This is a genomic window from Bombilactobacillus sp. ESL1092 (assembly GCF_058107465.1).
The window spans coordinates 613,395-638,851 of the sequence record NZ_CM176594.1; the positions used below are offsets into that span (position 1 = coordinate 613,395).

Genomic DNA, 25,457 nt, shown 5'->3' on the forward strand with positions numbered 1-25,457 from the left:
AGCTCTTAATTGAATACTGATCTTTTTATGCACATCATTTTCTAACACTTAACTCAGTCCATTAACTGCCGTCCAAGTGATAGTACCACTGTAATCATTATTTTGAGGGCGAACCTTAGGAACTGTCAATTTCCACTGGCCCTTCCCAACTTTGTTAGTTAAATCAACAATGCCATCCGTCGTAGTATTACCGGTAAATTCAGTCTTTTGGCCCAACTTTGTTCCAGTCTCCACTGGCAGCCAGTCTTGATCTGTTTTCAAATCTAAGCTCCAATTTTTAGTAGTTTTTTTGTTTTTACCGACTAAAGCTTGATTAAACGAAACTTGCACGTTAAAATTCTGCGAACCTGTGGCCGCATTAGTACTGTCAGGGCTAAAATGTTGAATTTTTAAATTCCCCACGGTCGAAGCATTTGTCCCACTATCTTTGGGGATACGAATTTTATCAAACTTGATTTCCGACGGTACTTCCTTAATCGTCAGCACGCCCGTCCGTGTCAAAGTTACATTAGCTTCGGATGATTGATTAGTACCATCACTACTAGTGCCACTTAATTCACTGTGATTGACTAAATTAACATAATTATCCTGTGCGGAAGTTTTTGCTTGAAAAGTAATTTCAATCGAACTGCCCGGCGGAAAAATCGTTCCGGAAGGGCTGTTCATACTAAAATCTAAGGGCTGTGCTGCGTCAGCAACACTTGGTGTCAAATTATACTTAGTTCCACTAGGATTAGTTAAACTGATTTTGAGACTGCCCGGAACATAGGTTAAACCCGTTGGCAAATGATCACTAAAAGTAATTGGTGAAGTCAAGTTTTGACAGGCATATGACTTATCATCCATTTGATAATCCATTTTAAAATTGATTAGATCACCCGGTTGAAAGGTCGTTGTGGTATTATAGCTTGTTTGTTCTGCTCCTTGAGTTGCTTGCGTTAATTGTCCTTGATACGGCGCATTATAATAATCGCCAAAAGCCACATCTACAGTTTTCGAAACATTGCCCGCGCGATCCACCGTGGCAACGTGTAAAATTTTCGAGCGTCCTTGCGCACGGTAAGCGTCAAAACCCACATTCAAATCATTGATGTTTGGTACCAAATGTTCACCACTTCCGTCCGGACGATCTACATTTGTCAGAGTTACATTACCGTAAGCATCACGGCGTGGCGTGAGTGTTTCCGAAGATTGATCATCAATCTTATATAAATAGCCCCAGACGCCACTTTCCACTTTTTGGTTAATCGCATCCGATTCAATTTCACTATCTGAAAATTGAGCAACATTGGCTTGAATTTTAAAACAATAGACCGACCCATTATCACCATCTTGAGTAGCATAGGAATTGTTAGCTGTCACTTGCTTATCTAATGTAATATGAATTTTGTCTGGATCAGTTGGTTTAGTAGCATAAATAGTAGGCGTGTTCGGTGCGGCCTTGTCTTGAGCAGTTTTAATCGTGGCTGAATTAGTCATTGACAAAGATGAAACATAATAAATTGTGTTGACAATAATCCTCGCTTCATCCGGTGTACAAGCTCCCGTAGTATGACCCGTTTGAATCATAGCATAGTTATTTTTGGTAATTAAATAATGATTATTATCACCTAAATCACTAGGCGCTGGATTCTGTCCCACCGCTAATTCGTACAAATTATTAGCACTATTAATCGCAAACGGATGGCTATTTTCTGCGTCCGAATACGGCTGGTCAAATTGCATCCAGCGCTCTGCTTGACCACTATACATATAATATTGACCAAAAGTATGAGAATTAGAAATCGTATAATCGCGATCAATTGGTAATTCATTAGGGTACTCGGTCAAAAAACCGGTATGAACAAATTTTACTTGTTGTGAACCCACGCGTGGTTGCACTTGCCCATCGGCCACTTGAACAACTTTAATACCTAATTTATCGGCTAAATATTGGTTAAAGTTGGTATGTTGACCAATTGAGTGATTACCCGCCACGACATCATGACCAATAATGACCGCCCGACCAGCATTACCAAACTTAGCCACCGCCTGACTAGCAGTAGTACTAATATCTTGGTGTAGATTACTATCTCGTGAGCCAAAATAAATGGCATCATATTGGAACGCACCCGAACTATGATTAGTATACAAATAATAATCAGGATTACTGTTAAAATCAGGCAACGAAACTTCCGTTACATTCAACATACTTTCATGAGCTGATGCCGGATCAGGATTCTTATCATAGCCCGTCAACCAACTTTTTAAAAAACGCCCGTTGTGTTTACCATCATCAGGATAAACGTTCAAGACTTTCAAATGGCGCCCGTAATTAATGGGCTCAATAGTCCAAGTTTTGGCACCTTGTAATGCCGAATTAACCTTATAACCACTATTTAACGTATATTTAGAATTAGGAGAACTTAAATCATCCCAGTTCAAAGTAACATCACAACTTTTCGATTGTGGATCCCAAGTACTATGACCCTTTAAACCAAACTTGGATTGTCCATAAGTCGTAGAGTTATAGACCGGCTCGGGAACTGCCGTTCTTGCTAAATTAGAAGCAGCTTTTGTAGGCGTGTGAGCAACGCGAATCGCTTTGGTAGGCGATTGTTGCGTTGTTGGTGTGGACTGAGCAACTGGTTGTCCCAAATTTTGCACTTGGTCAATCATTGATTTTAAATCAGTGCCTGTTTGCTTTTTAGCGGAAACTGCGACCTGAACTGGTTGGGCACTAACTGGTTCTACCCCAACATTAATTCCTAAAAATCCGATCGCCACCACTATGATTGTTTTTTGAATTAGCTTTTGTAATTTAAACATCATTACACCTTTTTTCATCGCAACTGACATTTAGCAACTAAAACCAACCAATTCTGAACTCACATTCGATTCCAGCAAGATTATTTTTTACAATAATTAAAAATATTTTCCGAAAATTATTTTCAAAATAGCATTTATTTAATAAATAAAGCCTAATTTTAATTAAAAATGCATGAATTATTTACGTAATAATTTTAATGCAAAATAATTATTAAAGTCAATAAAAATCCACCCATTACGCAAAGCTTGATTGAAATAAATGGTTTTTTTAATATCTAAGCAAATTTAATTTAAAATCCACATATTTTTGTACTTGAATTCACTTTTTTGTAAAATAACTCCTCAATGCCACTTGTCAGATCTTAACTTTAACAAATTATGTAAACTGCAAATGAAAAAGGTTGGAACAATAACGAGGTTTAAAGCACCTTTAAAAGAAAATGTCCGTTGAAATTGACGAACAACTTTTTTGTCTCAACCTCTAATTATTTTGTTCCAGCCTATTCTAAAATGCCATTAACTTAATTGATTCCATTGACTACACTCCAAGTGATGGTTCCTTGATAATCATCACTCTTGGGATGTATCTGGGGAATGGTTAACCGCCATTTACCGACTCCAATTTGCTTAACAAAATCGACAATGCCTCCCTGCACATTACCACTGAATTGCGTTTGTTGACCCAAGTTTGTCGCAGAGGTGACCGATTGCCAACCATTGTCTGTATCCAACTGTAAATTCCACCCCGTCACCGGCGTGAGCAGTGAATTACGTAATTGCTGATTAAACGCCACTTGCACATTGAAGTGCTGACTAGCAGCAGTGGTCGAACTAAAATGCCGCACTTTCAGATCCCCAATCGTTTTAGTATTATCATTGTTGACTGGTGCGCTCTTCACAGTCCCAAAGGCAATCTCTTGGGGCACACTCGTAATTTCTAACACACCAGCCCGCGTCAGTTTTAGATCACTAGTGGTCTTTTGGGATAGTTGATCACTACTCTTGCCCGTCACTTCAGCATGATTCATGATTTGGACTAAATTGTCTTGCGCTGACGTTGTGGCTTGAAAAGTTACTTCAATTAAACTCCCCGGTGGAAAAATAGCCGTTCCATCTGGACTTAATAAACTAAAGTCCAGTGGCTGATTAGCCTGTAATTGCTGTGGCGTCAAAGTATAACTTTGCCCGCTAGTTGTTCGCAGTGTTACCTGTAAGCTGTTAGGCACATACGTTAAGCCAACTGGTAAATGATCACTGAAATGGATGGGTGCTTGTAAATCTTGATAACTATAAGCTTGATTTTGCATCTGGTAATCACTCTTCAACTGGACAGTCGCGCCGGGACGAAAAGTTGGTGTCGTTGAAGCAGCCTGTCCATCCACTTGCCCTGTTGTCGTTAAGGTGCCTTGATACGGCAAATTATAACTATTCAGATTCACCGTTTTAGTTGTGGAAATATTGCCCGCCCGATCGACGGTGGCAACATGCAAAAATTGCGAATGACCGAGTGAACGTTGGGCGGTAAAACTAACTTTTAAATTATTAATATCTGGTGTCAGGTGTTCACCACTCCCATCACTGCGGTCAATGTCGGTTAAAGTAACATTCCCATAGCTATCATGATTGGGCGTCAAAGTGGCGGTAGGCTGATTATCAATTTGGTAGAGATAACCCCAAACACCACTTTCAACCTTTTGATGAATAGCATCCGAATCCAGTTCTTCATTCCTCCCGGCAACATTAGCCGTAATTTTAAAATTATAGAGATTACCATTATCGCCGTCTTGCGCGTTATAACTCATTCCAGTAGCCACATGCTTATCTAAAGTAATATTGAGGCGGTTCGGATTACCAGGATTAGTATTAGCCAGGCTCACGTCGGGTTCATTGGGCGCCGTTGTATCTTTGGCGGTTTTAATATTAGCGGTATTCGTCGTCGTTAAGGACGAAACATAATAAATGGTATTCACGATAATCCGCGCTTCATCAGGTGTACAAGCTCCTAAAGTGTGACCGGTCTGAATCATCGCATAATTATTTTTGGTAATTAAGTAATGATTGTTATCGCCTAAATCACTCGCCGCTGGTGTTTGACCACTGCTTAATTCATAAGGATTACTGGCAGCGTTCAAGGCAAAGAAATGACTATTTTCAGCATCTGAATAAGGTTGATCAAATTGCATCCAGCGTTGGGCTTGCCCGCCATAGAGATAGTACTGCCCAAAAGTATGCGATTTGGAAATCGTATAATCTTGATCCGTAGGTAATTCATTAGGATACTCAGTTAAAAAACCGGCGTTCACAAATTTAACCTTGGTCGAGCCTACCCGCGGCTGCACTTGCCCATCAGGCACTGCCACGACTTGAATTCCTAATTTATCGGCTAAATATTTGTTGAAGTTAGCATGTTGTGCTAGCGAATGATTGCCTGCGACAACATCATGACCAATAATCACTGCGCGACCCGTATTCCCAAACTTGGTCACAGCTTGGCCCGCCACATCACTAATATCTTGATTCCCATTGCTATCTTTGGAGCCAAAAAAAAGAGAATCATATTGATAAGCACCATTTTGATGATTTTGATATAAATAATAATCGGGATTTTTATTAAAAGTCGTCAGTGGCACTTCAGTGATATCTAACAAACTCGAACCGTCAGAGGGATCTCTATCATAGCCAGCAAGCCATTTTTTCAAAAAATTCCCTTTATCCGGATAAACATTCAAAACTTTAAGGTGCTTGCCATAATTGATTGGTTCCATCAACCAGCTCGCATTACTCGCTGATGAAGAATAAACTTTATAACCACCATTAAGCTGATATGGTGCCGCTGGTGCTGTCAGATCATCCCACTTTAACGCAACATCACAACTTTTCGACTGCGGATTCCAAGTACTCGTACCAGTTAAGCGAAAGTTTGCCGGTTGATAAACCTGCGAGTTATATACAAGTTCACTCTTCCGCGTCCAGGGCTCTGTTGCTATCAAACTGGCAGTTGGCGTTTTGCCGCCGAGTTGCTTGCTAGTCCAAGGCAGCAATGACGAAATTTGCGCGGCCACCACTGTGGGATTACAATTTTGCTGATTAAATAAAATAATGTTCACTAAACTAACAGTTACCAAACCCATGAAAATTTGGAAAACTTTTTGCCTTTTTAACATCACTACACCTATTCTTACTGCATCTCTCATAGTTCTCGATGCAAAATTAAACAATTTTTCCAGTAAAGATTTACTTGAAAAATAATACAAATTATCAGTGCCTTTGATATCAAAGAATTTATTTAGCTATAGCATTTAATCAAAAAATAATTAATTATTTTGTAAAAAAGTTCAATAAACTGTTTGTGCATCAACTACTACGTAACAATTGATACTCCATTTTAGTGCTCATTAATTCACCAAGTCAATGAAACTTTCCCCTTTAAAAAATCACTTTATTTGATATTAAGGCAAACAAACTGAGTATATATTGGCAGTAAACCATAATTCATTTAATCTTAAAATCCTTAATAATATTTATGTTATTCTAAGCAGGATAATTATTAGAAAAATATTAAAAAAAACACAATTAAAGTTATTCAAACGTCTCTGAACTTTAGTTGTGTTTTTTCAATCAATCACTTTATGATATTAATTTCTGACGAACTTGGGCGCGAATTTTACGTAAATACCGCGGACTTTTATGAACTTGTTTCGCCAATTGCGTTAGTGGTACTTCTAGAATACAGGCTTGCAATACTTGCCGTTCTAATGGTGCTAATTGCCGAGCCTTTTGGTGTAACACTACCTGCCAGTCGCTAAGTGCCGTGGTCGGTTGCGCGGGTAAATAAAAGAGTTCTTCCACCAACTCATGTTGCTGGCGGTGACTTTGGCGCAATTGATCTTGCGTGCGCCAGACAATCTTTTGAAAAATATACGGTGCAAATTGACCAGCTGATTGCTCAAATTGGACCCACGTCGTGGCATACAGTACTAAGGCATCCTGAAAATAATCTTCATAATTCAGATTATTGCGCCAAACCCCAGCTTGTTTCAAGGCGCCACCAATTAAGCGTTGATTAGTTAAGGCTAAATCAAAACCTTGCCGTAACGAATGTTTCACTAGTTCAAACTCCCATCTTAAGTTTGCACAAGCGCTTGTGTAGCTTTAAGATAACAAGCCTGAACTTCCCATAAAACACGCGTTAAACACGACTACCAAAGGATTGAATACACCTTTTGTGAATTAATTACTACTGGTTGCACACAACTAATCTGCAACCGCGGGCGCAATTACTACCATAAATAGTGCGCCGCATGTAAATTACTTTGCCAAAAGCGCAGCTGCTCTTGCTGCAATTGTTCATTTAAATCCAAGTCGGGATCTTTTAATAAGTGGGTTAAAGACCAAGTCTGAAAACTTTGTAAAAAGTCTTTAACTTCTAAGTATGTGGTTGGTAATTGACGATGTAAGGAGCAGTGACAGTTAATCACCTGCTTCAATAAGCTACTCCAAACGATCGGTTTAAGTTCCAAGCCTAACTCTTGAGCTGCCAGTTCAAATGCCCGCACATTATATTGCGCGTAAAAGCCAGCTTGATGAATTGCCGTCCACAAATCATGCCGGCGGCTATAAGTAAATTGTAATTGCTGTCCGGACTCATCATAAAAAGTTGCTTGTTGGTGTTGAAGGTCTTGTGCACAATCAATCTGCCCGTGCAAACCGACCCAGTCGCTGTTGCCATGACCAATCGCCCCTAATGGAAAATACACCAATGAACCTAAGGACAGCGCCAATAATCGTGAGTGCCCATGATATTGAATCAAGCGGCGGGTATGGTACAAATCGAAGATATGTTGGTGAAAATAGTTATTCCAAATTTGACGAGTCGTTTGGCGAAGCCCAAAATAGCCCAATTGGCGGTCAAAAATGACGGTTGGATATGCCGCTTGACCTTGTAAATCAAATAAAGCAATGGTTTGTGCCGTTAATTGAAATTCCTGGCGAATGGGTAATTGTTGGTGCGCAATCGCTGCTTTTAACACCTCTTTATTCATCACTGGTACTTTGGTTAAATCGTAATCTTTCATATCCCAATACCTCTTCCTTATGATTGGAGCAGCCGCGTGTTAACGGTTGCAACAATAACAATTTAACGCGAATTACTTAAAAAGACTACTCTTTTTGGTAAAAAAGATCACAAAAAAAGACTATTAGCAAAAAATCACTAATAGTCTTTAAATAATTATGATATTTTAGTGTGTGGAATAACGTAAGATCGTGTTTTGCGTGTCAATAGCCCATTCCGTTGGGGAAACCTTAAAGTAGGTATGACCATTATAGACTGCAGACTTATTGTAAATCCATTGGGTTGACTTTAATAATTTTCTCTCAGGAACTAATTCAAAGCTACCATCAGATTTCAAATTATAAATGTCGCCAATTGTATTATCATTAACTTGAATAATACCATCTTTACTGTTGCCAGCAGCCGCATTATTGGCAGTATCGTTCAACTTATCATATTGACTTTGAACCAATTGATAGAATTGATCCATGGAGTAACCCCATTTACTAAACCAACCAATTGGGTCAGTATGCCCACCAGCCGAAGGGTGATACTGATTCACCGCATTATGTGACCAGATCGTACCACTACCAGTATGATCAGCCAATGACGGCTTCAAGCCATATTTCTTCAACATATAAGCAGTAAAGTAAGCTTGATTATTCACCGAACGAGCAAAACCATCATAAGTGTTTTCTTCACATAATTCAATTTGGATAAAGCGTTGGTTCGCCCAATAACCAGCTCCCCAAACCCCATAGTCAGTATTATGAATTTGTAAAATGTGGTTAGCATCCGCAAACGCATGTACATAAGTTTGGGCGGTTTGCCATTCGCGGTTGAAGTAGGTTACTTCATCCCAAGCAGTAGCCCCTGGAGTTGCAGTTTCATGGATAACGACCCCTTCAGGTTTACCAACACCATTTTCATAACCAAACATTTGGTCAAAAGTTCCATTGACCTGTTGAATATTACTTGGTTGAATATTATTGCGCTGAATGTATTCATTAACTGTTTCAGCTTTTGTGTTTTGGCTGGTGAAGCCAAAGCCAATAACTAAACCAAACATCAACGAAATAATTATTTTTAAATTTCGTTTCAGCATTTTTATTTCCTCCATTTTTAATCTTGTAATCATTTTAACAATAAATAAATTTCAGAACAATATCTTTAACATTTGTGTAACATAAACGCAAAAGACTTATAATCTCGATAATAGTCATTGAGATATAGATGTTAGATTTTGACATTGAACTAAATCATCATAACATTAATATTGATTCGTACTCGGAGGAAAATAATTAATAATACGTTAAGCCATTTATTTTCAATTAATTATCCTTTAAATCCAGATCCAACTTGATACTTCGCTGCGACATATTCATTTGCTGCCACTTTATAACAATAGCCAACCCCAGAAATATTATACAGTTTATCATTCGTTTTCCATTGTGTTCCCCCTTTAAAAGTTAGATTGGAATTTGCAATTTCCTTACCAGTACTATCGACAGCATTGGGACCATAACCGTTTAAATAATTAATCGTCAGTAAGCCTTTAAGATTAGTATTCCTTTGTGGTAGATAACTATCACCACCGACTAAAAACATCGGACGATTATTGTTATCAGGTATTATCTTCGAAGCTGCCCAACTAGTATTATTCAATAACGGCGTTGTATCAAAAGCAGAACTATCACTGTGAAACATAGTCGAAGCATTCTTATCCGTGGTTTGAGTGGTGACGACATTATTAATAGTATTAACAGTCTTTTGTCCAGCGGTGTAAAAATCATCATATAAATTAGATACATCAAACTGCCCATAACTACCAGTAAACGACATATCTGACGCAAATTGCCAAGCATGATGATTACTATAAGAAGTTAAGTTCCAAGGATTAGCAGGATATTGAGCGATCCACCCTTTAGATACGGGAAACTTGACTCCTACCCAACTAGCCATCGTATAGATATTAGGACGATAACCATATTGTTGAACAACATTCTCAAACGCTTCATTATTGGCTTGATTTTGCGAATAGCTCAGTGCTTGTTGTTCAGAAGATTCAACATCTGCTACCAAAACAGCTCCAACAGGTAAGCCATCAGCCTTAGCGGTTTGACAAGCATAGTCTGCCTCGTTTTTAGCTTGTTGGACCGTTTGATAACGCGCAAAATGATAACCATTAATATATAGACCTGCTTGCTGGGCAGTTTTAATATTATTAGCTGCCGTAGGGTCTTGATAGTCAGTTCCCTCACTAATTTTGGTGACCACTGATTTAACGCCATAATGGTCGCGCATATCTACAAAATTAGCATAAGTCATATCGCCATTATGATTAGATACGTCCACCATATCGGTATTAGCAGCTTGAACTGATGTAGTAAAAAAGAGTAGTTCCATAACTACTCCCCAAAACAAATTCACATAAACTTTTTTCAACATCATCACTCCTTATCATCATCTAAAATTTTTAAAGCTAGCACTTTATTGTAGAGAGTTTTACCAGTTCCATCGCCGCCGACACTTGCATAACCTTTATACAAGTGCTCAATATTATCCAACTCCGTTAAGGAAATTGAACCTTTACTAATAAAAAAAGTACATCGTTTATACAAAGAATCATGCAGAATTGCTTGAATAGCTTGTTCTGTATGGGTGACGCGCGCATCCATTTTAGAGACACGTGAATTATCATGCATAGATTTTAGTGCTTTTTTACATCCCAAATAGGCTGCTGGAATTGGTAATAAGGCGATAGTTATTTCAATCCAAGACCACAGACTCATTCAGATCATCTCCTTTAACTCCTAAAACAAAAAAAGCGATCAAACAAATAGAAACGCAATTCTATTTCTTTAATCACTTTTTCTCCTCATTTAATTCTAGTCACTTTATTTACCTAATTTAGATAGGTCGAGCCAATACTTGCGATGCTCCAGCATTTAATAAACTATAAAATGCATTACCTACCGTCCAAGTATTGACACCATTAGCATTAGGGTTACCACCCATTTCAATAATCGAAGTGGCATTGCCATTCCAGTTACTAGTTAAGATCGCAGTATGTCCGTTGTTACCTGCTCCCGAACCGGAATTCATAATAATAATATCACCTGGTTGAGCTTCACTAGTTGAGACCTGCTTTAACCAATTGTGATTATAACGAGCATCACTTTCCATAGATCCTGTGTACCATTGCATATTGTCCGGAACATTGCAGCCAGCTTTTTTAAGAACTAACCAAACAAAACCGGAACAATCGGTTTGACCATAACGATTAGGATTGGCAACCGAGCCAATATATGATACTCCGTGAACCTGACTATAAGTGAAGTAGCCTAACATGCTTTCAGCAATATTGACAATCTCACTACCAGAACCACTCACCGTTACATCTAAACCGGCAACCCAATTAGCGTAGCCTACATGGTACCAACTATAATTCCAGTTATCAACAACTCTCGTATCATATTTATAAGCTAAACCCGCAGTCAAATTATGTCCTGAACTAGAACCATTCGGAGCAAAACGAACTAAAGCTCCATTTGAGTTTAAGGTTCCTTTTACATGAGTAGCACTTTGGATTTGATCGCCCACTTCTGTTTCACAAACCCATTGGCCCCCGCCAACATGATACCAATTACGTCCTTGCTTATCCACGGCGGTAGAATTATATTTCCATTGCGTATTAAAGGCTAAAGTTTGACCAGTTAAACTCCCATTAACAGTAGCATAGACTTGTGCTTTACTCTCTAGCACAGTAACAACTCCTGAAGTTTTTAAGGTAATATCCAAGCCGGCAACCCAATTAGCGTAACCGACGTGATACCATGTATACCCCCAAGCGTCAACCACTTTAGTATCATAAGAGTAAGGTTCATTGGCTCCTAAATTAAAACCAGCTCCCGAACCATTAGGAGATATCCGAACAAAGGCTCCACTAGAACTTAGTACTCCTTTCGTGTGTGTAGCACTCTGAATTTTCACGCCAACTTCTGTTTCACAAACCCATTGGCCACCACCAACATGAAACCAGTTGCGACTTTGGTCATCTGTAGAAGTATTATTATATTTCCATTGCGTATCAAACGCTAGAGTTTGTCCTGTTTTACTACCATTAACAGTAGCATACACTTGAGCCTTACTTTCTAAAACTGTTACAATTCCTGAACTATCCATAATACCTTTCCTCCATTATTTTATAAACTTAAAGAACATAAATCGTTGCATAAGTGACGCCATAAGCTGGAATTTGCGAATTAGGCAAAGCAATATCAATTTGATTTGGATTTTGATTAACAAAAGTTCCAGTATCATTCACCTGACGATAAAGTACTGTTTGTCCATTAACTGGTTGATCCAAAACAATCTTCAATTTAGTTCCTTTAGGATAAACATTTAAGTTGGCCGCAACACCACCATATCCCATCGAAGATCCCAAAACTGCTGGATCATAGAAAGTAACTTTCACACGCGCTCCATTACCTGGTTTGGAACTAGCCAAGATGACATCGTTAGCTGACACCCAATTAGCAAATCCCACGTGATACCAAGCATTACCATTAACATCAATAGCTTTAGTATCGTATTTATAAGATTCTCCTGCTGTTAAGTTAAAACCAGCTCCCGAACCCTGAGGCGCATGATAAACAACGGCGCCATTGGAGGACAAAGTTCCACTGACATGAGTTAAACTTTGTAACTGATTGCCAACCTCTGTTTCACAGACCCATTGACTACCACCAACGTGATACCAATTACGTCCTTGACCATCAATAGCCACCAAATTATACTTCCATTGCGTATTAAAACTTAAAGTTTGACCAGTAGCACTGCCATTAACGGACGAATAGACTTTGGCCTTGCTTTCCGTAACCGTCACAACCCCCGAAATGTTTAAATTGACATCCAAGCCGGCAACCCAATTAGCAAAACCGACATGATACCAAGTGTAGCCCCAAGCATCGATTACCTTGGTATCATATCGATATGACTCTTGAGCAGTTAAATTAAAGCCTGCACCAGAACCATTCGGTGAAACCCGCACAAAAGCACCATTAGATTTTAAAGTTCCGCTAGTATGAACGGCGCTTTGAATTTTCACACCAACTTCTGTCTCGCAAACCCATTGACTGCCACCAACATGAAACCAATTCTTACCTTGACTGTCAGTAGAAGTAAGATTGTATTTCCATTGCGTATTGAAAGCTAATGTTTGGCCAGTTAAACTACCAGCAACAGCTGAATAAACTTTGGCTTTACTTTCTAAGACAGTCACAATTCCTGAATTATCCATTTATAAAACTCCTTTCTACATCCAAATTATTGAAATATATAATTAATCCATAACAATCACCCCCTTTCTGGGTACAAAAAAAGCACTTCATTAGAAGTGCTTTAACTAGCTATCTTTTTCTACGCTATCATTATGCAATGATTTAAATATCATAGGTGTTTCAAACTTGTCTTAAATTTGTTTCACTTGTTCATTGTAAACTACTAATTCTTGAACAACAGGTGGCCAAAATTCGGCAAAGTCACACAAAGCTAACTTACGATGACGATAATAACTAGAACGTTCATAGTGTAGACGCTCCATTATTTCCTGGTCACTATCTAGCGGAGTTAAATAAGTGTACTTTAAAATTTGTGCATGCTGCTTGTCATTAATCATCTCGTTAATAATCTGTTCACACCAACCACAAAAAGTTTTTTCATCAATATGTGACACTAATCGATCTTCTACATGATTCTTAGAATGATCATTTTGGGTAACGGTTTCAAAACTAGGCGATTGAATACCAAAGTTCCATCTTTGAAGTAAATCCTTCTTATGTTGATATTGACTTAAAATATTATCTGCATTAATAGCTGTTTGTTCAATATTAAGTAATTGTGACTCTCTTCTTCTTCTCATTGTTAACCTCCTTGTAATGTCTTTCAAAACTTTCAACAATACTATTATGCAATGGATATTATCCCAAGAGTGTTCCTTTAATGTGTCAAAAATATCCCAACTATTATCAATGTTTAATCATATACTTTTAACGAATCAAAGCGATTGGGCCAAAATTCCGCAAAATCACATAGGGCTAACTTTCTGTGACGATAGTAACTAGAATTACTATAATTAAGTTTTGTCATGATAGCCCTATCATTCTTTAAGGGCTTTAAATAGGTGTATTGGAGGATTTGGGAATGTTGTTGATTAGAAATTCTTTGCATAATTATCTCTTCACATATATTGCAAAAGCATTGATTGATAAAATATTTTAACATCAAGTATTCTGATAATTTTTGCGAACGAGACGCATCAATCAGATAAGAGTAAATCAGATTATACCTAATCACAGCAGCTCTTTTAGTCTGATATTGAATTAATAAGTTATTAACATTAATTGATGTTAAATTCTGATTTAAAGAATTATTATTTACCATAGTTATATTCATACCTTTCTTACAAAAACCACCAAGCTGTTTATATTAGTAATTAAAGTAATTAAATTGAATAAAAAAGACCCCTTTTATGTAAGAGGTCTTTAAAGCTAATAAGTAAATTGTGATCACAAAATTACATTACAGTTTTTAATTAATTAAGAGAATACTACATCAGAAGCGGACAACCACTTATTAGGAGCAATCCGAAAGAATTCTTCACCTGTGGATGAGTTATAAGCGATTTTATCAGTTTTCCAAGCTGTTTGATAATAGACACCACAATCAGGCACCATTTCTAGATTATCCTTATAAAAATGAGCAAAGTTAGAAGTTACAGTAACCACGCCCTTAGTTGGGCTAATCGTGATATTTCGAGTGCTAACTTGTGTTACATCGGGGGCAACCGTATCTGCTGAAACAGCAGTTAATCCAGTCGTCACAACAGGGGCAAGCATGGCTGCACTAGTTACTAACATCATCAAACTTGACTTGAATCTCATTATAAGCTCCTCCTTACAAATAAAACTTTACCAATTATTATGAAAAAACAACGTCATAAGAATTAACCCATTTATTGGGTGCTACGCGAAAGTATTCGTTACCAGTAACCGTATCATAGGCAATTTTATCGGTTTTCCAAGATGATTGATATTTGAAGGTTAACCCTTGGACAAGAGCAAAACTATCATTGTAAACTCGACCATTTGCTGCAGTTATGGTTACCGTACCTTTGGTTGGACTAATAACCATGTTACGGGTGCTGATTTGTTCTGAAGTGCTGCTAACAGTAGCTGCATTAACACTAGTTAAACTAGTACTGATAGCAGGTGCTAACATCAAAATACTTGTTGCCAATATGGTTAAATTTGATTTTAACTTCATAATTCTTAGCCTCTAACTCTATCAATCAAATTAACAAATAATACAACTAAATTAATATGAAAATACTACATCATCAGAAATTACCCATTCATTCGGTGCAATACGAAAATATTCTTTTCCTGTTGCTGAATCGTAGGCAATTTTGTCTGTCTTCCATGCTGATTGATATGGTAAAACTCTGGCAGGTTCAAATTGTAAATTATCATCATACATTCTACCCATTCGTACCGTAACAGTAACCACACCGTTAGTAGGACTAAGGCTAACGTTACGGGTGCTAACTTGCGTGGAATTATCATTCACTGTATCGGCACTAACGCTAGTTAATCCCGTACTAATAACAGGCGCCAACATCATAGTACTAGTCATCAACATCATTAAACCTGATTTAAGTTTCATTATAATTTCCTCCTAAAAATAAAATATTATCTTATAACAGTAACAACATCATCTGATAAGAATTCATTTCCCGCTACTCTATACCAAGTACTTCCATCCATCATGTAATAAATCTCATCATATTTCCACTGGGATCCACTCGGTACGTGTTTAACGTAATTACCATCTATATCTACAGTGTTAATCAAAATATTATATTCATCAACAACTTGTACTACGCCACTTTTAACTTGAATCGAATAAACATTACTATGGCCGTCAAATCGTGGTTGCAATTTACTGCTTTGAACCTGTTCAGAATTAGCTTGAACAGTATCAGCACTTACATTAGTTAACCCTGTACTAATAACAGGTGATAATACCATCGCACTAGTCATTAGCATCATTAAACTTGATTTAAGTTTCATTCTTAATCTCCTAACTTTAATAATGTCAAAGTCATAATAACCCTTAATTTAAAACTGATCAGAAACTTCCAAGGTGAAGAGAAAGCCTTTCCATTTACTGGAAATAAAATACCTTAAGATGAAAATACAACATCATAAGCCGATAACCACATATTAGGTGCAATCCGGAAGAATTCTTCTCCCGTTGCAGTATTATAAGCAACTTTATCAGTTCTCCAAGATGATTGATACTTGACCACCTGTGTTCCATCGCTAAATAAGTTATCGTTAAAAACTCTAGCTAAGTTAGAGGTAACTGTTACAACACCATTTGTAGGACTAACATTAATATTACGTGTGCTGATTTGCTGTGAATTATCATTAACAGTATCAGCACCAACGCTAGTTAGACCTGTAGTTAACAACGGTGCAACCATTGTCAAACTTACCAGCGACATTACTAATTTCGATTTCAAAGTCATGCCTTTTCCCTCCTTAAATTATCTTTATTTTGAAACCGATTAAATTATAACACCAAAAATTAAAAAATTAACAAAATCCAATTAAACGCTATGTTTTCATCGCTTAACGTTTTAATTTTTAGCAATTATTTATGATTTAATAATATATTGTTAATACAATCGACTAATCTACTTAAAAATAAAACAATTTCACTCTTACATTAATACGAGAAACATGATTAAACAAAAAAAGCAATCCTGCTAGTTTTACTAGTAAGATTACTTAATATTTACGTCATTTATAAAAAATTCAATTATTAACTCATGACCGTTGTATCATTAGCCAGAACCCATTCATTGCCAGCAACTCGATAATACTGACGTCCATTCAAAGTTTTAATTTTATCGGTCTTCCAGTCAGTATTCTTTTGCAAATAACGTTCCTGAATCCAATTACCGTTATCATCATATAACCAAGCATATGAAGACACATTTGAAGTCCTCACAACGTGACGAAAAGTCTGTACTTGTCCTTCTGATGGAACGGAATTATTAGAATTAGAGCTATTGCTTGGAATAGTTGCTGAAGCAGCAGCAGTATTATCATACTGCGTTAAATTGTAAGTATCAATAATACTATTGAGCTTACTTGCATAAGTTGGATCAGTAGCATATCGACCTTGTAGCCAGGCAGTGGCATCACGGTAACTAGTCGTATTTTCACGCCAAGTGCCACTATAATAAGAACTATCCCAACTAACACCATTCCGCAATTTGTCGCCGTTATCATTAAATGATTCTAAATAACTAGGATACTTACGAAAATATGCATCAACAGAAACATACTGACCGTTAACCCATTCTAACGTCGGCATATTCACAGAAGCTCCATTATAGCTACCTTTGATTCCAAACAAATTATAATTTGGCGCTTGAGACAAAGCAGATGTCCCCCAACCACTTTCCAAAATAGCTTGAGCCATCATAACTGATGGATATAAATTACGTGAATTAGCCGCTTGTTGTGCATATGGAGCAATTTGACTAATAAACGCTTGCTGTGAAGTAGTTGTTGCAAATGTTCCCAGAGTAGCTGCTCGTGTAGAAACAGCAGGAGTCGCTGCTGGAGAAACCGGACTCACACTTGAATCTCCTTGAGGAGAAACTACTTGAGATTGTTTCTGACTAGCCTTAGTTGCTTGTTGGGCTGTGTTATTATTAATTTGTTGATCATTACTCGAACTTGTGATATCATTATTAACATTTTGATTATCAACTGTTTGGTCTGTCGCCTGAGCTACAGTATTAACTAATGGTAATAAAGAAGTTGTCAAAACAGCAGCCGTGATAGTTGAGGTGATGAATTTCTTTTTCAAAAAAATGCCTCCCAGATTAATTACAATTCGATAGTAACAATCCTCGTAAATGATTGCAAGTAATTCTAATCTTTGTAATCAAAATAAAATATTAATTGTAATTTATGTAAAAAAAGAGTTTCTCATCGAAAGAGAAACCCTTTTACAAATCAACTTAATGACCTATTTGTCAGCTACGGCTGTACCATAAGCTGTAGAAGCCCATTCTGTTGGTGAGATCTTGTAATAAGTTCTGTCACCTAGAACAGCTTTCTTATCATAACGCCATTGTGAGTTAGCGGCAATGACACGTTCGATAGTTGAGAACTTACCATCTTTGTAAGTTAACAAAACATTACCGTAATTTGCACCATCATTAACTGTGAAAGTACCATGTTCTTTAACAAATTTTACAGAACCATTATCTGTTGTTGTGTTGGATGATGAATCAGAACCATTAGCAACATAGGATGCTACATCATCAGCAGAAATATATTCTGTAGGTGAAACTTTGTAGTAAACCTTACCTGTTGATAAGATTGTACGCTTGCCATTGGTAAACCATGATGTTCCACCAAGAACATAACGTTCATCAATCTTCTTACCGTTCTTATCGTATAAAGTAACAGCTGTGTTGTCGCTCTTAACTGTAACTACACCATTGATTTTGTCCATAGTAAAGTCAGCATTAGCTTCGTCTGAGCCTTTAACGTTAATATCTCTATTAAATACAGCACTACCATTAATATTATTCAATTTAACATTATTAACATATACAGTAGCGTCCTTAGCATTAGCAGGTAATGTTAAAGTAACTTGTTGACGATACTCATTAGCAGTTTTTACACCGTTATTATCAGTTTCCTTAGCAAAGTTGCCTGTAGCATCGTTCCAAGTATTTGTTGTTGTATTACCTTCAACCGTTGTACTTAATTGTTGAACTTTAGCTGATGTTGTAACATTAACAGTTTTACCATTTTGATCAACAGCTTTAACGTTGGCAGTAGCACCGTAGTTGTAGTTGCTTACTGGGGTACCAGATTGAACATCAAAAGAAGCAGGAGCTGTAGCATACAATGATGTTACTGTAGCAGCAGTCGATGGAGCACTTGCATTAAGAGTAAATGACTTAGAAGCAAGTTCTTTATTAGAACCATCATAGATAGTATAAGTTGCTGTTAAAGAACCACCATTCGCTTCGATATCACTAATCTTATTAGTCAATTCAGCAGCTGATTGTAATTGTAAATCACCAGATTTAACAGAAATTTTAACTGTATCGTCTTGAATATCTTTAGTAACTAAAGGATCACCAACAGGAACAGAATTTTGGAAATTAACCAAGAAACCTGAAGCTTTATTATCTGTACCCATCAAGTCTTTAACTTTCAAAGATTTACTATAATCTGTAGACAAAGAACTAGCAGCAGTTGCAAAAGCTTGACTACCCATCTTATCTGAGTCAGCAGTCTTATTTAAATCATAGCTTAAACTTGTAACTTGAATATTGTTAAAAACATTTCCTGCATCTGAAGTGGTATCAGCCTTAACAACTTGTGTACCAGAAACAGAGCTAATTGCTGGGGCAGCAACTGGTGCAACAGCTAACAAAGCAGCTGCTACAACGCTAGCGCCCATTAATGAAGTTTTCTTCATAATTGGTATTCCTCCTCGAATCATTTATAATTTTATAGAAGATATTGAACCTATATTATAAATATAAAAAGTTGTTAAAAAGTACACTAAATGATAGTAAATTGGTAGTCGTCACTGTACAATTCATCAACTAATTACAGTCAATACCTTTTATACCAACAATGCTATTTTAACTCAAATACTAGCTTTTGCAAGCGATATTTACTATACAGGCAGAATATTATATATTCGTAAATATTTTGTTACACAAATATCATATTTCAAAAGTAAAAATATTTGAATTAATTAAATCAAAAGTTTCACTTAGCTTACAGTATAATGACAATAAAAAAGAATCTCTCATTTTTTGAGAAATTCTTTTTTATTTCAAACCATATAAGCATTATTCAGCCGTAGCATGACCATAAGCTGTAGAAGTCCATTCTGTTGGTGAAACTTTGTAATAAGTTGTATTACCAACAACAGCCTTCTTATCATAACGCCACTGTGTATTAGATAATAATACACGTTCAGGAACAATGGTAAACTTACCATTTACTAAATTATAAACAGCAGCATTTGTACCATTATTATTGGCTGTGAAGACACCTTTTTCCTTGTTAGTCTTAACTGTTTGGTCAGATGAGAAGCTAACATCACTTGCTAAAACATATTCATTAGCAGCAACTTTATACAATTGACGACCATCAGCCAATGTAACTAATCTTGATGTCTTCCAATCAGTACCATTAGCTAAGAATGTACCATTAATAGCATTGCCATCTTTATTATATACTTGTGCACTACCAGATTTAGTAATAGTTACAACGCCACGTTTAGCAATACTTGTAGCTTGACTAGAAGTTTCAGCTGGTGTTGTTGGAATTGAGATCGAAGGTGCTGAAGGAATAGTATTACTTGGTGTTGTATCAGCTACTTGTGCTTGAGAACCAATACTATCTAAGTTAGATTGTAAAGTATTTTCAATACCAGTAATGTCATCAACAGTTCTAGCTTTCTTCACATCGTTTAAAGATTGTTCATAAACGGCTTTAGCAGCATTATGAGCAGCTGATTTAACTTTATCTGAAACATTCAAACGATTGATTGAACCATCTGCTTGATTGTAAATTTGTTCTAATCTACCACTAGCATTATCACGAGCACCAGAAACATGTAGTTTCAAGGTAATAGTATTAACAGTTTCGCTAGGATTATCGTTAGGATAAATAGCAATCTTTTCTACTACATCACCACCAATTGCTAAAATGCCGTTTACGGTGTTAGTCATCTTTGATAAATTAGCATTCGTAACCTCATAAGTATTAGCTGAATCGTTATTAAATTCAACTGTTACCTTTTTACTATACTTATCAGCAATCTTCCAAACATTTGCTGCGTCATCATTATCATTTGTAATACCATCAGATGAGCCATTTTGTGTATCACCACTATAAAAACGTTTGGACATTCCGCTTAGTTTTCCACCTTGATCAACTAAGCCATCCTGACCATTAGTTACTCCTAAAGCACCACTTCTATCTAAGAACGTTTCATTAAGACCCATAGCAGCAGCTTGTTGGGTAGTAATATTAGCCGTATCTGTAGAAAAGTGACTTACAAATTTGTTAATAGTTGTTACATCACTAGCTTCGGTACCTGTAGTAGTTGCATTACTATCAGAGTCAGTATTATTAGTAGTACTTGCAGTAGTTGTGTTATCAGCAAATACACTGGGTACTTGTGTAGCAATTGGAGCAACTGCTAATAAAGCAGCGATAACTACACTAGAATGTTTTAATATATTTCTATTCATGTTAAACTACCCCTCTTTAAATCTAATTTTTATTAACTAGAGCATAATGTGCTCCTAACTTGATTATAGCCACTAATCAATTTTTATCAACCGTTTACTTTAATAAATGTTCTAAATCCAAAAAACATTATGTTAAAAATCGATATCATTTCACAGAAAATATTTTCTTTAGTATTTAAAATAAATCCTATTTTTTTGCTTATTTCCAATTAAGGTCTAAAAAAGAATAAAATTTATAAGATTATATACATACAATGTTAGTTAAAATAATTGAAATAAAAATGCCGACTAAGTTCCACTTTAAAATTACCTCTAACAAGAAAAGTGTTCGAAATGTCAGAACTCCTTAAGAGCAACTAAAAATCTCCTAGCTTGTAATATTTAGTTCAAGATTGAATTAACATTTTGAAGCCACTATATAAAAATTTATACTCATTACTCTATTCAAAAACGACGCAATGTTCATTTGGCTAAAATGTACAATTAATGATTTTAATATGTCTGCAAATTCAAACCAATATGTATAAAAACACGCGTGGTACTAGTTAATATAACTGAAGACAAATATGAAAATAGCAAAAATAAATAGCCCAACTGGAATACTTGCTTAATAAGAAAGTCACTACCATGTCAGCACTATTTATATAGTATTCATATTTTTAATTTAATATCTAGGTTCTTACTTTGAAATTGCCCTTTTGATGATTTAAACCTTTATCTAGCAAAATTTATTGAAGTTTAACACCGCCATCCGCTTTTACATTATGAACATCTGTTTTGACCTCATTGTAATCATCAAAACTATCATTATTAGAATTATCATCTGTATTAACTTCGTCAATATTTAATTTAGAATGATTTAATTTGATATGATTGATCTGAACCTTATTATACTCAGTATGAGAAGAATCATCTGGATCAAATGCATCTTTTTCATCACGTTGCGTTTTATAGTAAGCAATAATAATCCATTGATTTGGTAAACGCTTTACGTCTTCTTTATCATTAACTTTAACGGTAGATTCTTCAGTCGTTGTATCATGTTCTTGATCATCCGGTTGCAAGTACAAACTCAAAAAAGTATTGGTAACTGTCTCAAAGTCACTGGACTTATTTTGATCATTAACTAAATTATCAGTTACAGACTTTACAGCGGCCAAATTTTCAGTTTTAGTAACATCTTGCAAGCCGATTACTTTTCTTTGAATAGATTTCTTACCAACATACTTTTCTTGAGAATCATCATTCGAGTCTTCTAATTTAATGGTTACTTTTCGATCATTAGTTAAACTACCATTATTTGTGACATCAAAGACCAAATCGTCACTGTCTTTATCTCCGCTAGTTAAGTAAACTATACCATGATGATTAACACCGGCAAAATGAACTTTCAAGTGTTTAAAAATTGAGCTAGTATTAATTGACTGAACATGTTTAAGACCTTTAACCGTATAAGTTTTAGTTTGTGGTTTAATTGGATTAGTTTTATCACTTTTTACTGTAACTTTTAAAGTGACTTTTTCGCCATTGCTTAAGTTTTCATCTCGGTTGATACTAAAGCTAGTTTCATCAATCCATTGTAAAACCTTCGCTAACTTGTCCTTATCTTCAGATGTCAAACTAGCCAGCCCCAAAATATCAGAACTAGAATTGTCTTCTAACTCATGCTTAAAGTAATCACTTAACTTTGCTCGTTTAACCATCACCGCTAGCATTTTATCCTAAATTTTATCTTGATCATACTCTGCTCTACCGGATCCGTTATATCCGGTAAAAGTTAATTGAGTATCTTCATTATCTAAAATAGATATCTTACGATGATCATAAAAATAAATTGATCCCAGGATCACTACAACAATAATTGCTAAAATAATCCACGTTTTCTTTGAAACCTGTTTAAGCTTATTCATTTCTAACTCCTACCCAGTTTTATTCCACTGCATCCATGTCTTCTTTATTTAGACGATGGTGGTAAAGACTTTGATCCGTTTTATCAATATCTGCGGACAAAGCTTGCTCAATAGCTTGTTGAATATCAATGATACCCTGCTTGTTGTAGAAGGAAACTTGAATGATATATCTGGAACCACCTTTTTCAATTGAAAGTTGTGTCAAAATTCCACTTAAAAAAATAGCAACACCAATTAATAATATAATGGCCCCCATCAATGCACTAGAGCTTAAAAAGAAATAAAATCGTTTTACTTTATAAGCTGTTTCCGTTGAAGAATCAGGAATATTTTGTTTATGCTGCCCAGCCAGGATTAAGCCAAAAATAGTATTTGGTTCATTAATTCTCACAAACCGATAATCAACTGAAATTGATCCTTTAATCCAAAATAACAAAGCACTGGCTGAAAATTCCCGCTGCTTAATAATATTTCAGGATTGGGTAGTGTCTTACACTTAAATATCTAGCTCAGCCAATTTTTTTGATCTTATGCATATGAACTTATAAATCTAATTTAAGTCCTGTCTCACAAAAAAATGCCGATGAGTAAGCTCATCGACATTCACCATTATCAATTAATGCTATTCAACTTTAACATAATTACCGCGAATCCATTCATAACCGGAAACTCGATAATAAGTAGCATCATTAATTTTTGCCTTTTTATCGTAGAACCAACGTGTATTAGTTGTCACTGCCCGATTAGGCAAAACTTTAAATCCTGGGCCTGCATCTTCCCAAGCATTTAAGAAGACAACTCCCGGAGCAGTCACATCAACAATTCCCCGTTCTTTTGAGATTGTGACGCTACCCATTTCTGTAAAGGCTGACTTCTTATCACCAAAGTTCACATCCGAAGCTAAAACATATTCAGTTGGTGAGACCTTATACATCACTTGACCATTATTCAAAGTCCGCTTGCCATCAGTAACCCAAGCAGTTCCGGCTGACAAAGCACGATCTAAGATAATTGTTCCGTTAGCATCATATAAGTGCACATAACCATCAGGAACATCATTTTTCACGGTTACCGCACCAGAAATACTGTGAGTCACTACAATTGCATTTTGATTATTGTCATTTTTATCTTTATCAGCATCCGGCTTCTTATTAGCATCTGGTTCGTCACCAGTTGCTTGCTTATCGACATGAAGTGTTAATTTAATAGGGTTACCTAATTGTGTTGTAGAATCGGCAGCTTTAGTCTGTGCAGCTTCCGGTTGATTCAAGGTTAAAGTTTCAGTAATGTCGCCACCGTTAGCCTTTAAATCCGTAATAGTATCCGCTAATTTAGCTTCTGGTACATCGCTACCTTTATATTGATAAGTTACCTTCACAGCTAAATCGGGATAATCATTCGCTATTTGTTCCAAAACTGCTTGCTGATCAGTCTTTAAGAAATCTTCTGCCATACCATGAACTTTATAAGTACCATCGGTATTCTTCTCCAATAAACCAGCACTATCAGCATCACTAGTTTTACCAACTAAAACACCACTATGATTGAAGTAATTAGTCGTTAAATCTTCGGATCTACCTCGATAGTTAGCTTTGGAATAAAATGCATTAGCAAAGTTAACAGCATCTTCTTTGCCACCAACAATTTTAGCTTTTAAAACAATGTGCTTGCTTCCTTCTACTTCTTTACTAGAATCAGTATTTTTTACAAATTCGATTGTTTCAGTCACTAAGCCACCGTTATAAATTAAATCTTGGACAATTTGTTTTAATTGATCGGTTTCTTTATCAGGTTTGATGTCATAGTCAGTGCCTTGATCGTCAGCATCCTTTTTCACATTAACTGTGACTTTAGTACTATATTTGTCACCTATTTTCCATAAAGCTTTGGCATCGGCGTTATCTTTATCACCACTGTAATAACGTGCTGCCATCCCAGACAATTCACCATCGTCACCAACTAATCCCGGCTTGCCATTTAAAACACTGACTGGTTCACTCATATTAATAAAGCTCTCTAAATTGTTTGGTAATTGCGATTTAGAATATACCACTTGCTCAGTGTTAAAATGCTTCACGAAATTATTAATTGTTGTCACATCAGCCTTTGTAGCGTCATCGTCTTTATCTTCAGCATGAACAATTGTTGGCAACACTACACCATTAACTGCTGTATCCGCAAGCGGTGCAACAGCAATTAAGGCCGCTGCAATCATTCCTGATTGCCATAACTTGGAATATTTCATTATTAGATCCCCCTCAAAATCCAATTTTTATACAATTGAATTCTAACATAAACTTCAACTAAT

The 25,457-nt window shown here is 36.3% G+C and carries 22 protein-coding genes and 1 pseudogene; all 23 read right to left on the reverse strand.

Going from position 1 to position 25,457, the window contains the following annotated elements; all coding sequences use genetic code 11:
- Positions 1 to 48: 48 nt before the first annotated feature.
- The 23 genes and pseudogenes from AC3B6Y_RS02945 to AC3B6Y_RS03055 all read right to left on the reverse strand — a co-directional run bounded on the left by AC3B6Y_RS02945 (position 49) and on the right by AC3B6Y_RS03055 (position 25,394).
- Positions 49 to 2,826, reverse strand: coding sequence for a hypothetical protein (locus tag AC3B6Y_RS02945; RefSeq protein WP_489791320.1), 2,778 nt, complete (start codon positions 2,824 to 2,826; stop codon positions 49 to 51).
- A gap of 503 nt (positions 2,827 to 3,329) precedes the next feature.
- Positions 3,330 to 6,002: a hypothetical protein gene (locus AC3B6Y_RS02950; RefSeq protein ID WP_489791322.1), complete on the reverse strand. Its 2,673-nt coding sequence runs from the start codon at positions 6,000 to 6,002 to the stop codon at positions 3,330 to 3,332.
- A 433-nt stretch (positions 6,003 to 6,435) separates the two neighbouring features.
- Entirely contained in the window at positions 6,436 to 6,915 is a 480-nt protein-coding gene (locus AC3B6Y_RS02955; RefSeq protein WP_489791323.1) for a sigma-70 RNA polymerase sigma factor region 4 domain-containing protein, read from the reverse strand.
- A 173-nt stretch (positions 6,916 to 7,088) separates the two neighbouring features.
- A complete protein-coding gene (locus AC3B6Y_RS02960; protein WP_489769504.1) occupies positions 7,089 to 7,883 on the reverse strand; it encodes a hypothetical protein in 795 nt (264 codons plus the stop codon).
- A gap of 165 nt (positions 7,884 to 8,048) precedes the next feature.
- Positions 8,049 to 8,966 (reverse strand): peptidoglycan recognition protein family protein, encoded by a 918-nt coding sequence (locus tag AC3B6Y_RS02965; RefSeq protein WP_489791324.1) that lies wholly within the window; start codon positions 8,964 to 8,966, stop codon positions 8,049 to 8,051.
- 230 nt (positions 8,967 to 9,196) lie between these two features.
- Complete coding sequence (locus tag AC3B6Y_RS02970) at positions 9,197 to 10,309, reverse strand: GH25 family lysozyme (RefSeq protein ID WP_489791326.1); 1,113 nt, start codon at positions 10,307 to 10,309, stop codon at positions 9,197 to 9,199.
- A 2-nt stretch (positions 10,310 to 10,311) separates the two neighbouring features.
- Complete coding sequence (locus AC3B6Y_RS02975; RefSeq protein WP_489791327.1) at positions 10,312 to 10,653, reverse strand: hypothetical protein; 342 nt, start codon at positions 10,651 to 10,653, stop codon at positions 10,312 to 10,314.
- 118 nt (positions 10,654 to 10,771) lie between these two features.
- Positions 10,772 to 12,046, reverse strand: coding sequence for an NlpC/P60 family protein (locus AC3B6Y_RS02980; RefSeq protein WP_489791328.1), 1,275 nt, complete (start codon positions 12,044 to 12,046; stop codon positions 10,772 to 10,774).
- A gap of 28 nt (positions 12,047 to 12,074) precedes the next feature.
- Positions 12,075 to 12,350: pseudogene (locus tag AC3B6Y_RS02985) on the reverse strand (hypothetical protein); the annotation flags it as partial.
- A 984-nt stretch (positions 12,351 to 13,334) separates the two neighbouring features.
- Entirely contained in the window at positions 13,335 to 13,784 is a 450-nt protein-coding gene (locus AC3B6Y_RS02990; protein ID WP_489769499.1) for an ArpU family phage packaging/lysis transcriptional regulator, read from the reverse strand.
- Positions 13,785 to 13,897: 113 nt separating this feature from the next.
- Positions 13,898 to 14,317 carry a DUF1492 domain-containing protein gene (locus AC3B6Y_RS02995; protein WP_489791329.1) on the reverse strand — a complete coding sequence of 140 codons (420 nt, stop codon included), beginning with the start codon at positions 14,315 to 14,317 and terminating at the stop codon, positions 13,898 to 13,900.
- Between the two features lie 143 nt (positions 14,318 to 14,460).
- A complete protein-coding gene (locus tag AC3B6Y_RS03000; protein ID WP_489791330.1) occupies positions 14,461 to 14,805 on the reverse strand; it encodes a hypothetical protein in 345 nt (114 codons plus the stop codon).
- 37 nt (positions 14,806 to 14,842) lie between these two features.
- Complete coding sequence (locus AC3B6Y_RS03005; protein ID WP_489769497.1) at positions 14,843 to 15,187, reverse strand: hypothetical protein; 345 nt, start codon at positions 15,185 to 15,187, stop codon at positions 14,843 to 14,845.
- 51 nt (positions 15,188 to 15,238) lie between these two features.
- Positions 15,239 to 15,586, reverse strand: a complete 348-nt coding sequence (locus tag AC3B6Y_RS03010) for a hypothetical protein (RefSeq protein ID WP_489791331.1) — start codon at positions 15,584 to 15,586, stop codon at positions 15,239 to 15,241.
- Between the two features lie 26 nt (positions 15,587 to 15,612).
- Complete coding sequence (locus AC3B6Y_RS03015; protein WP_489791332.1) at positions 15,613 to 15,951, reverse strand: hypothetical protein; 339 nt, start codon at positions 15,949 to 15,951, stop codon at positions 15,613 to 15,615.
- A gap of 155 nt (positions 15,952 to 16,106) precedes the next feature.
- On the reverse strand, positions 16,107 to 16,454 hold the full coding sequence (locus AC3B6Y_RS03020; RefSeq protein WP_489791333.1) for a hypothetical protein: 348 nt from the start codon (positions 16,452 to 16,454) through the stop codon (positions 16,107 to 16,109).
- Positions 16,455 to 16,750: 296 nt separating this feature from the next.
- Complete coding sequence (locus AC3B6Y_RS03025; protein ID WP_489791335.1) at positions 16,751 to 17,809, reverse strand: glycoside hydrolase family 73 protein; 1,059 nt, start codon at positions 17,807 to 17,809, stop codon at positions 16,751 to 16,753.
- A 162-nt stretch (positions 17,810 to 17,971) separates the two neighbouring features.
- The gene (locus AC3B6Y_RS03030; RefSeq protein WP_489791337.1) at positions 17,972 to 19,444 is read right to left on the reverse strand and encodes an SLAP domain-containing protein; all 1,473 of its coding nucleotides are present in this window, start codon (positions 19,442 to 19,444) and stop codon (positions 17,972 to 17,974) included.
- A 382-nt stretch (positions 19,445 to 19,826) separates the two neighbouring features.
- On the reverse strand, positions 19,827 to 21,239 hold the full coding sequence (locus tag AC3B6Y_RS03035) for an SLAP domain-containing protein (protein ID WP_489791338.1): 1,413 nt from the start codon (positions 21,237 to 21,239) through the stop codon (positions 19,827 to 19,829).
- Between the two features lie 728 nt (positions 21,240 to 21,967).
- Positions 21,968 to 22,942 (reverse strand): hypothetical protein, encoded by a 975-nt coding sequence (locus AC3B6Y_RS03040; RefSeq protein ID WP_489791340.1) that lies wholly within the window; start codon positions 22,940 to 22,942, stop codon positions 21,968 to 21,970.
- 18 nt (positions 22,943 to 22,960) lie between these two features.
- On the reverse strand, positions 22,961 to 23,149 hold the full coding sequence (locus tag AC3B6Y_RS03045) for a hypothetical protein (RefSeq protein ID WP_489791342.1): 189 nt from the start codon (positions 23,147 to 23,149) through the stop codon (positions 22,961 to 22,963).
- 19 nt (positions 23,150 to 23,168) lie between these two features.
- Positions 23,169 to 23,585 carry a hypothetical protein gene (locus AC3B6Y_RS03050; RefSeq protein WP_489791344.1) on the reverse strand — a complete coding sequence of 139 codons (417 nt, stop codon included), beginning with the start codon at positions 23,583 to 23,585 and terminating at the stop codon, positions 23,169 to 23,171.
- A gap of 186 nt (positions 23,586 to 23,771) precedes the next feature.
- On the reverse strand, positions 23,772 to 25,394 hold the full coding sequence (locus AC3B6Y_RS03055; protein ID WP_489791345.1) for an SLAP domain-containing protein: 1,623 nt from the start codon (positions 25,392 to 25,394) through the stop codon (positions 23,772 to 23,774).
- Positions 25,395 to 25,457: the final 63 nt, after the last annotated feature.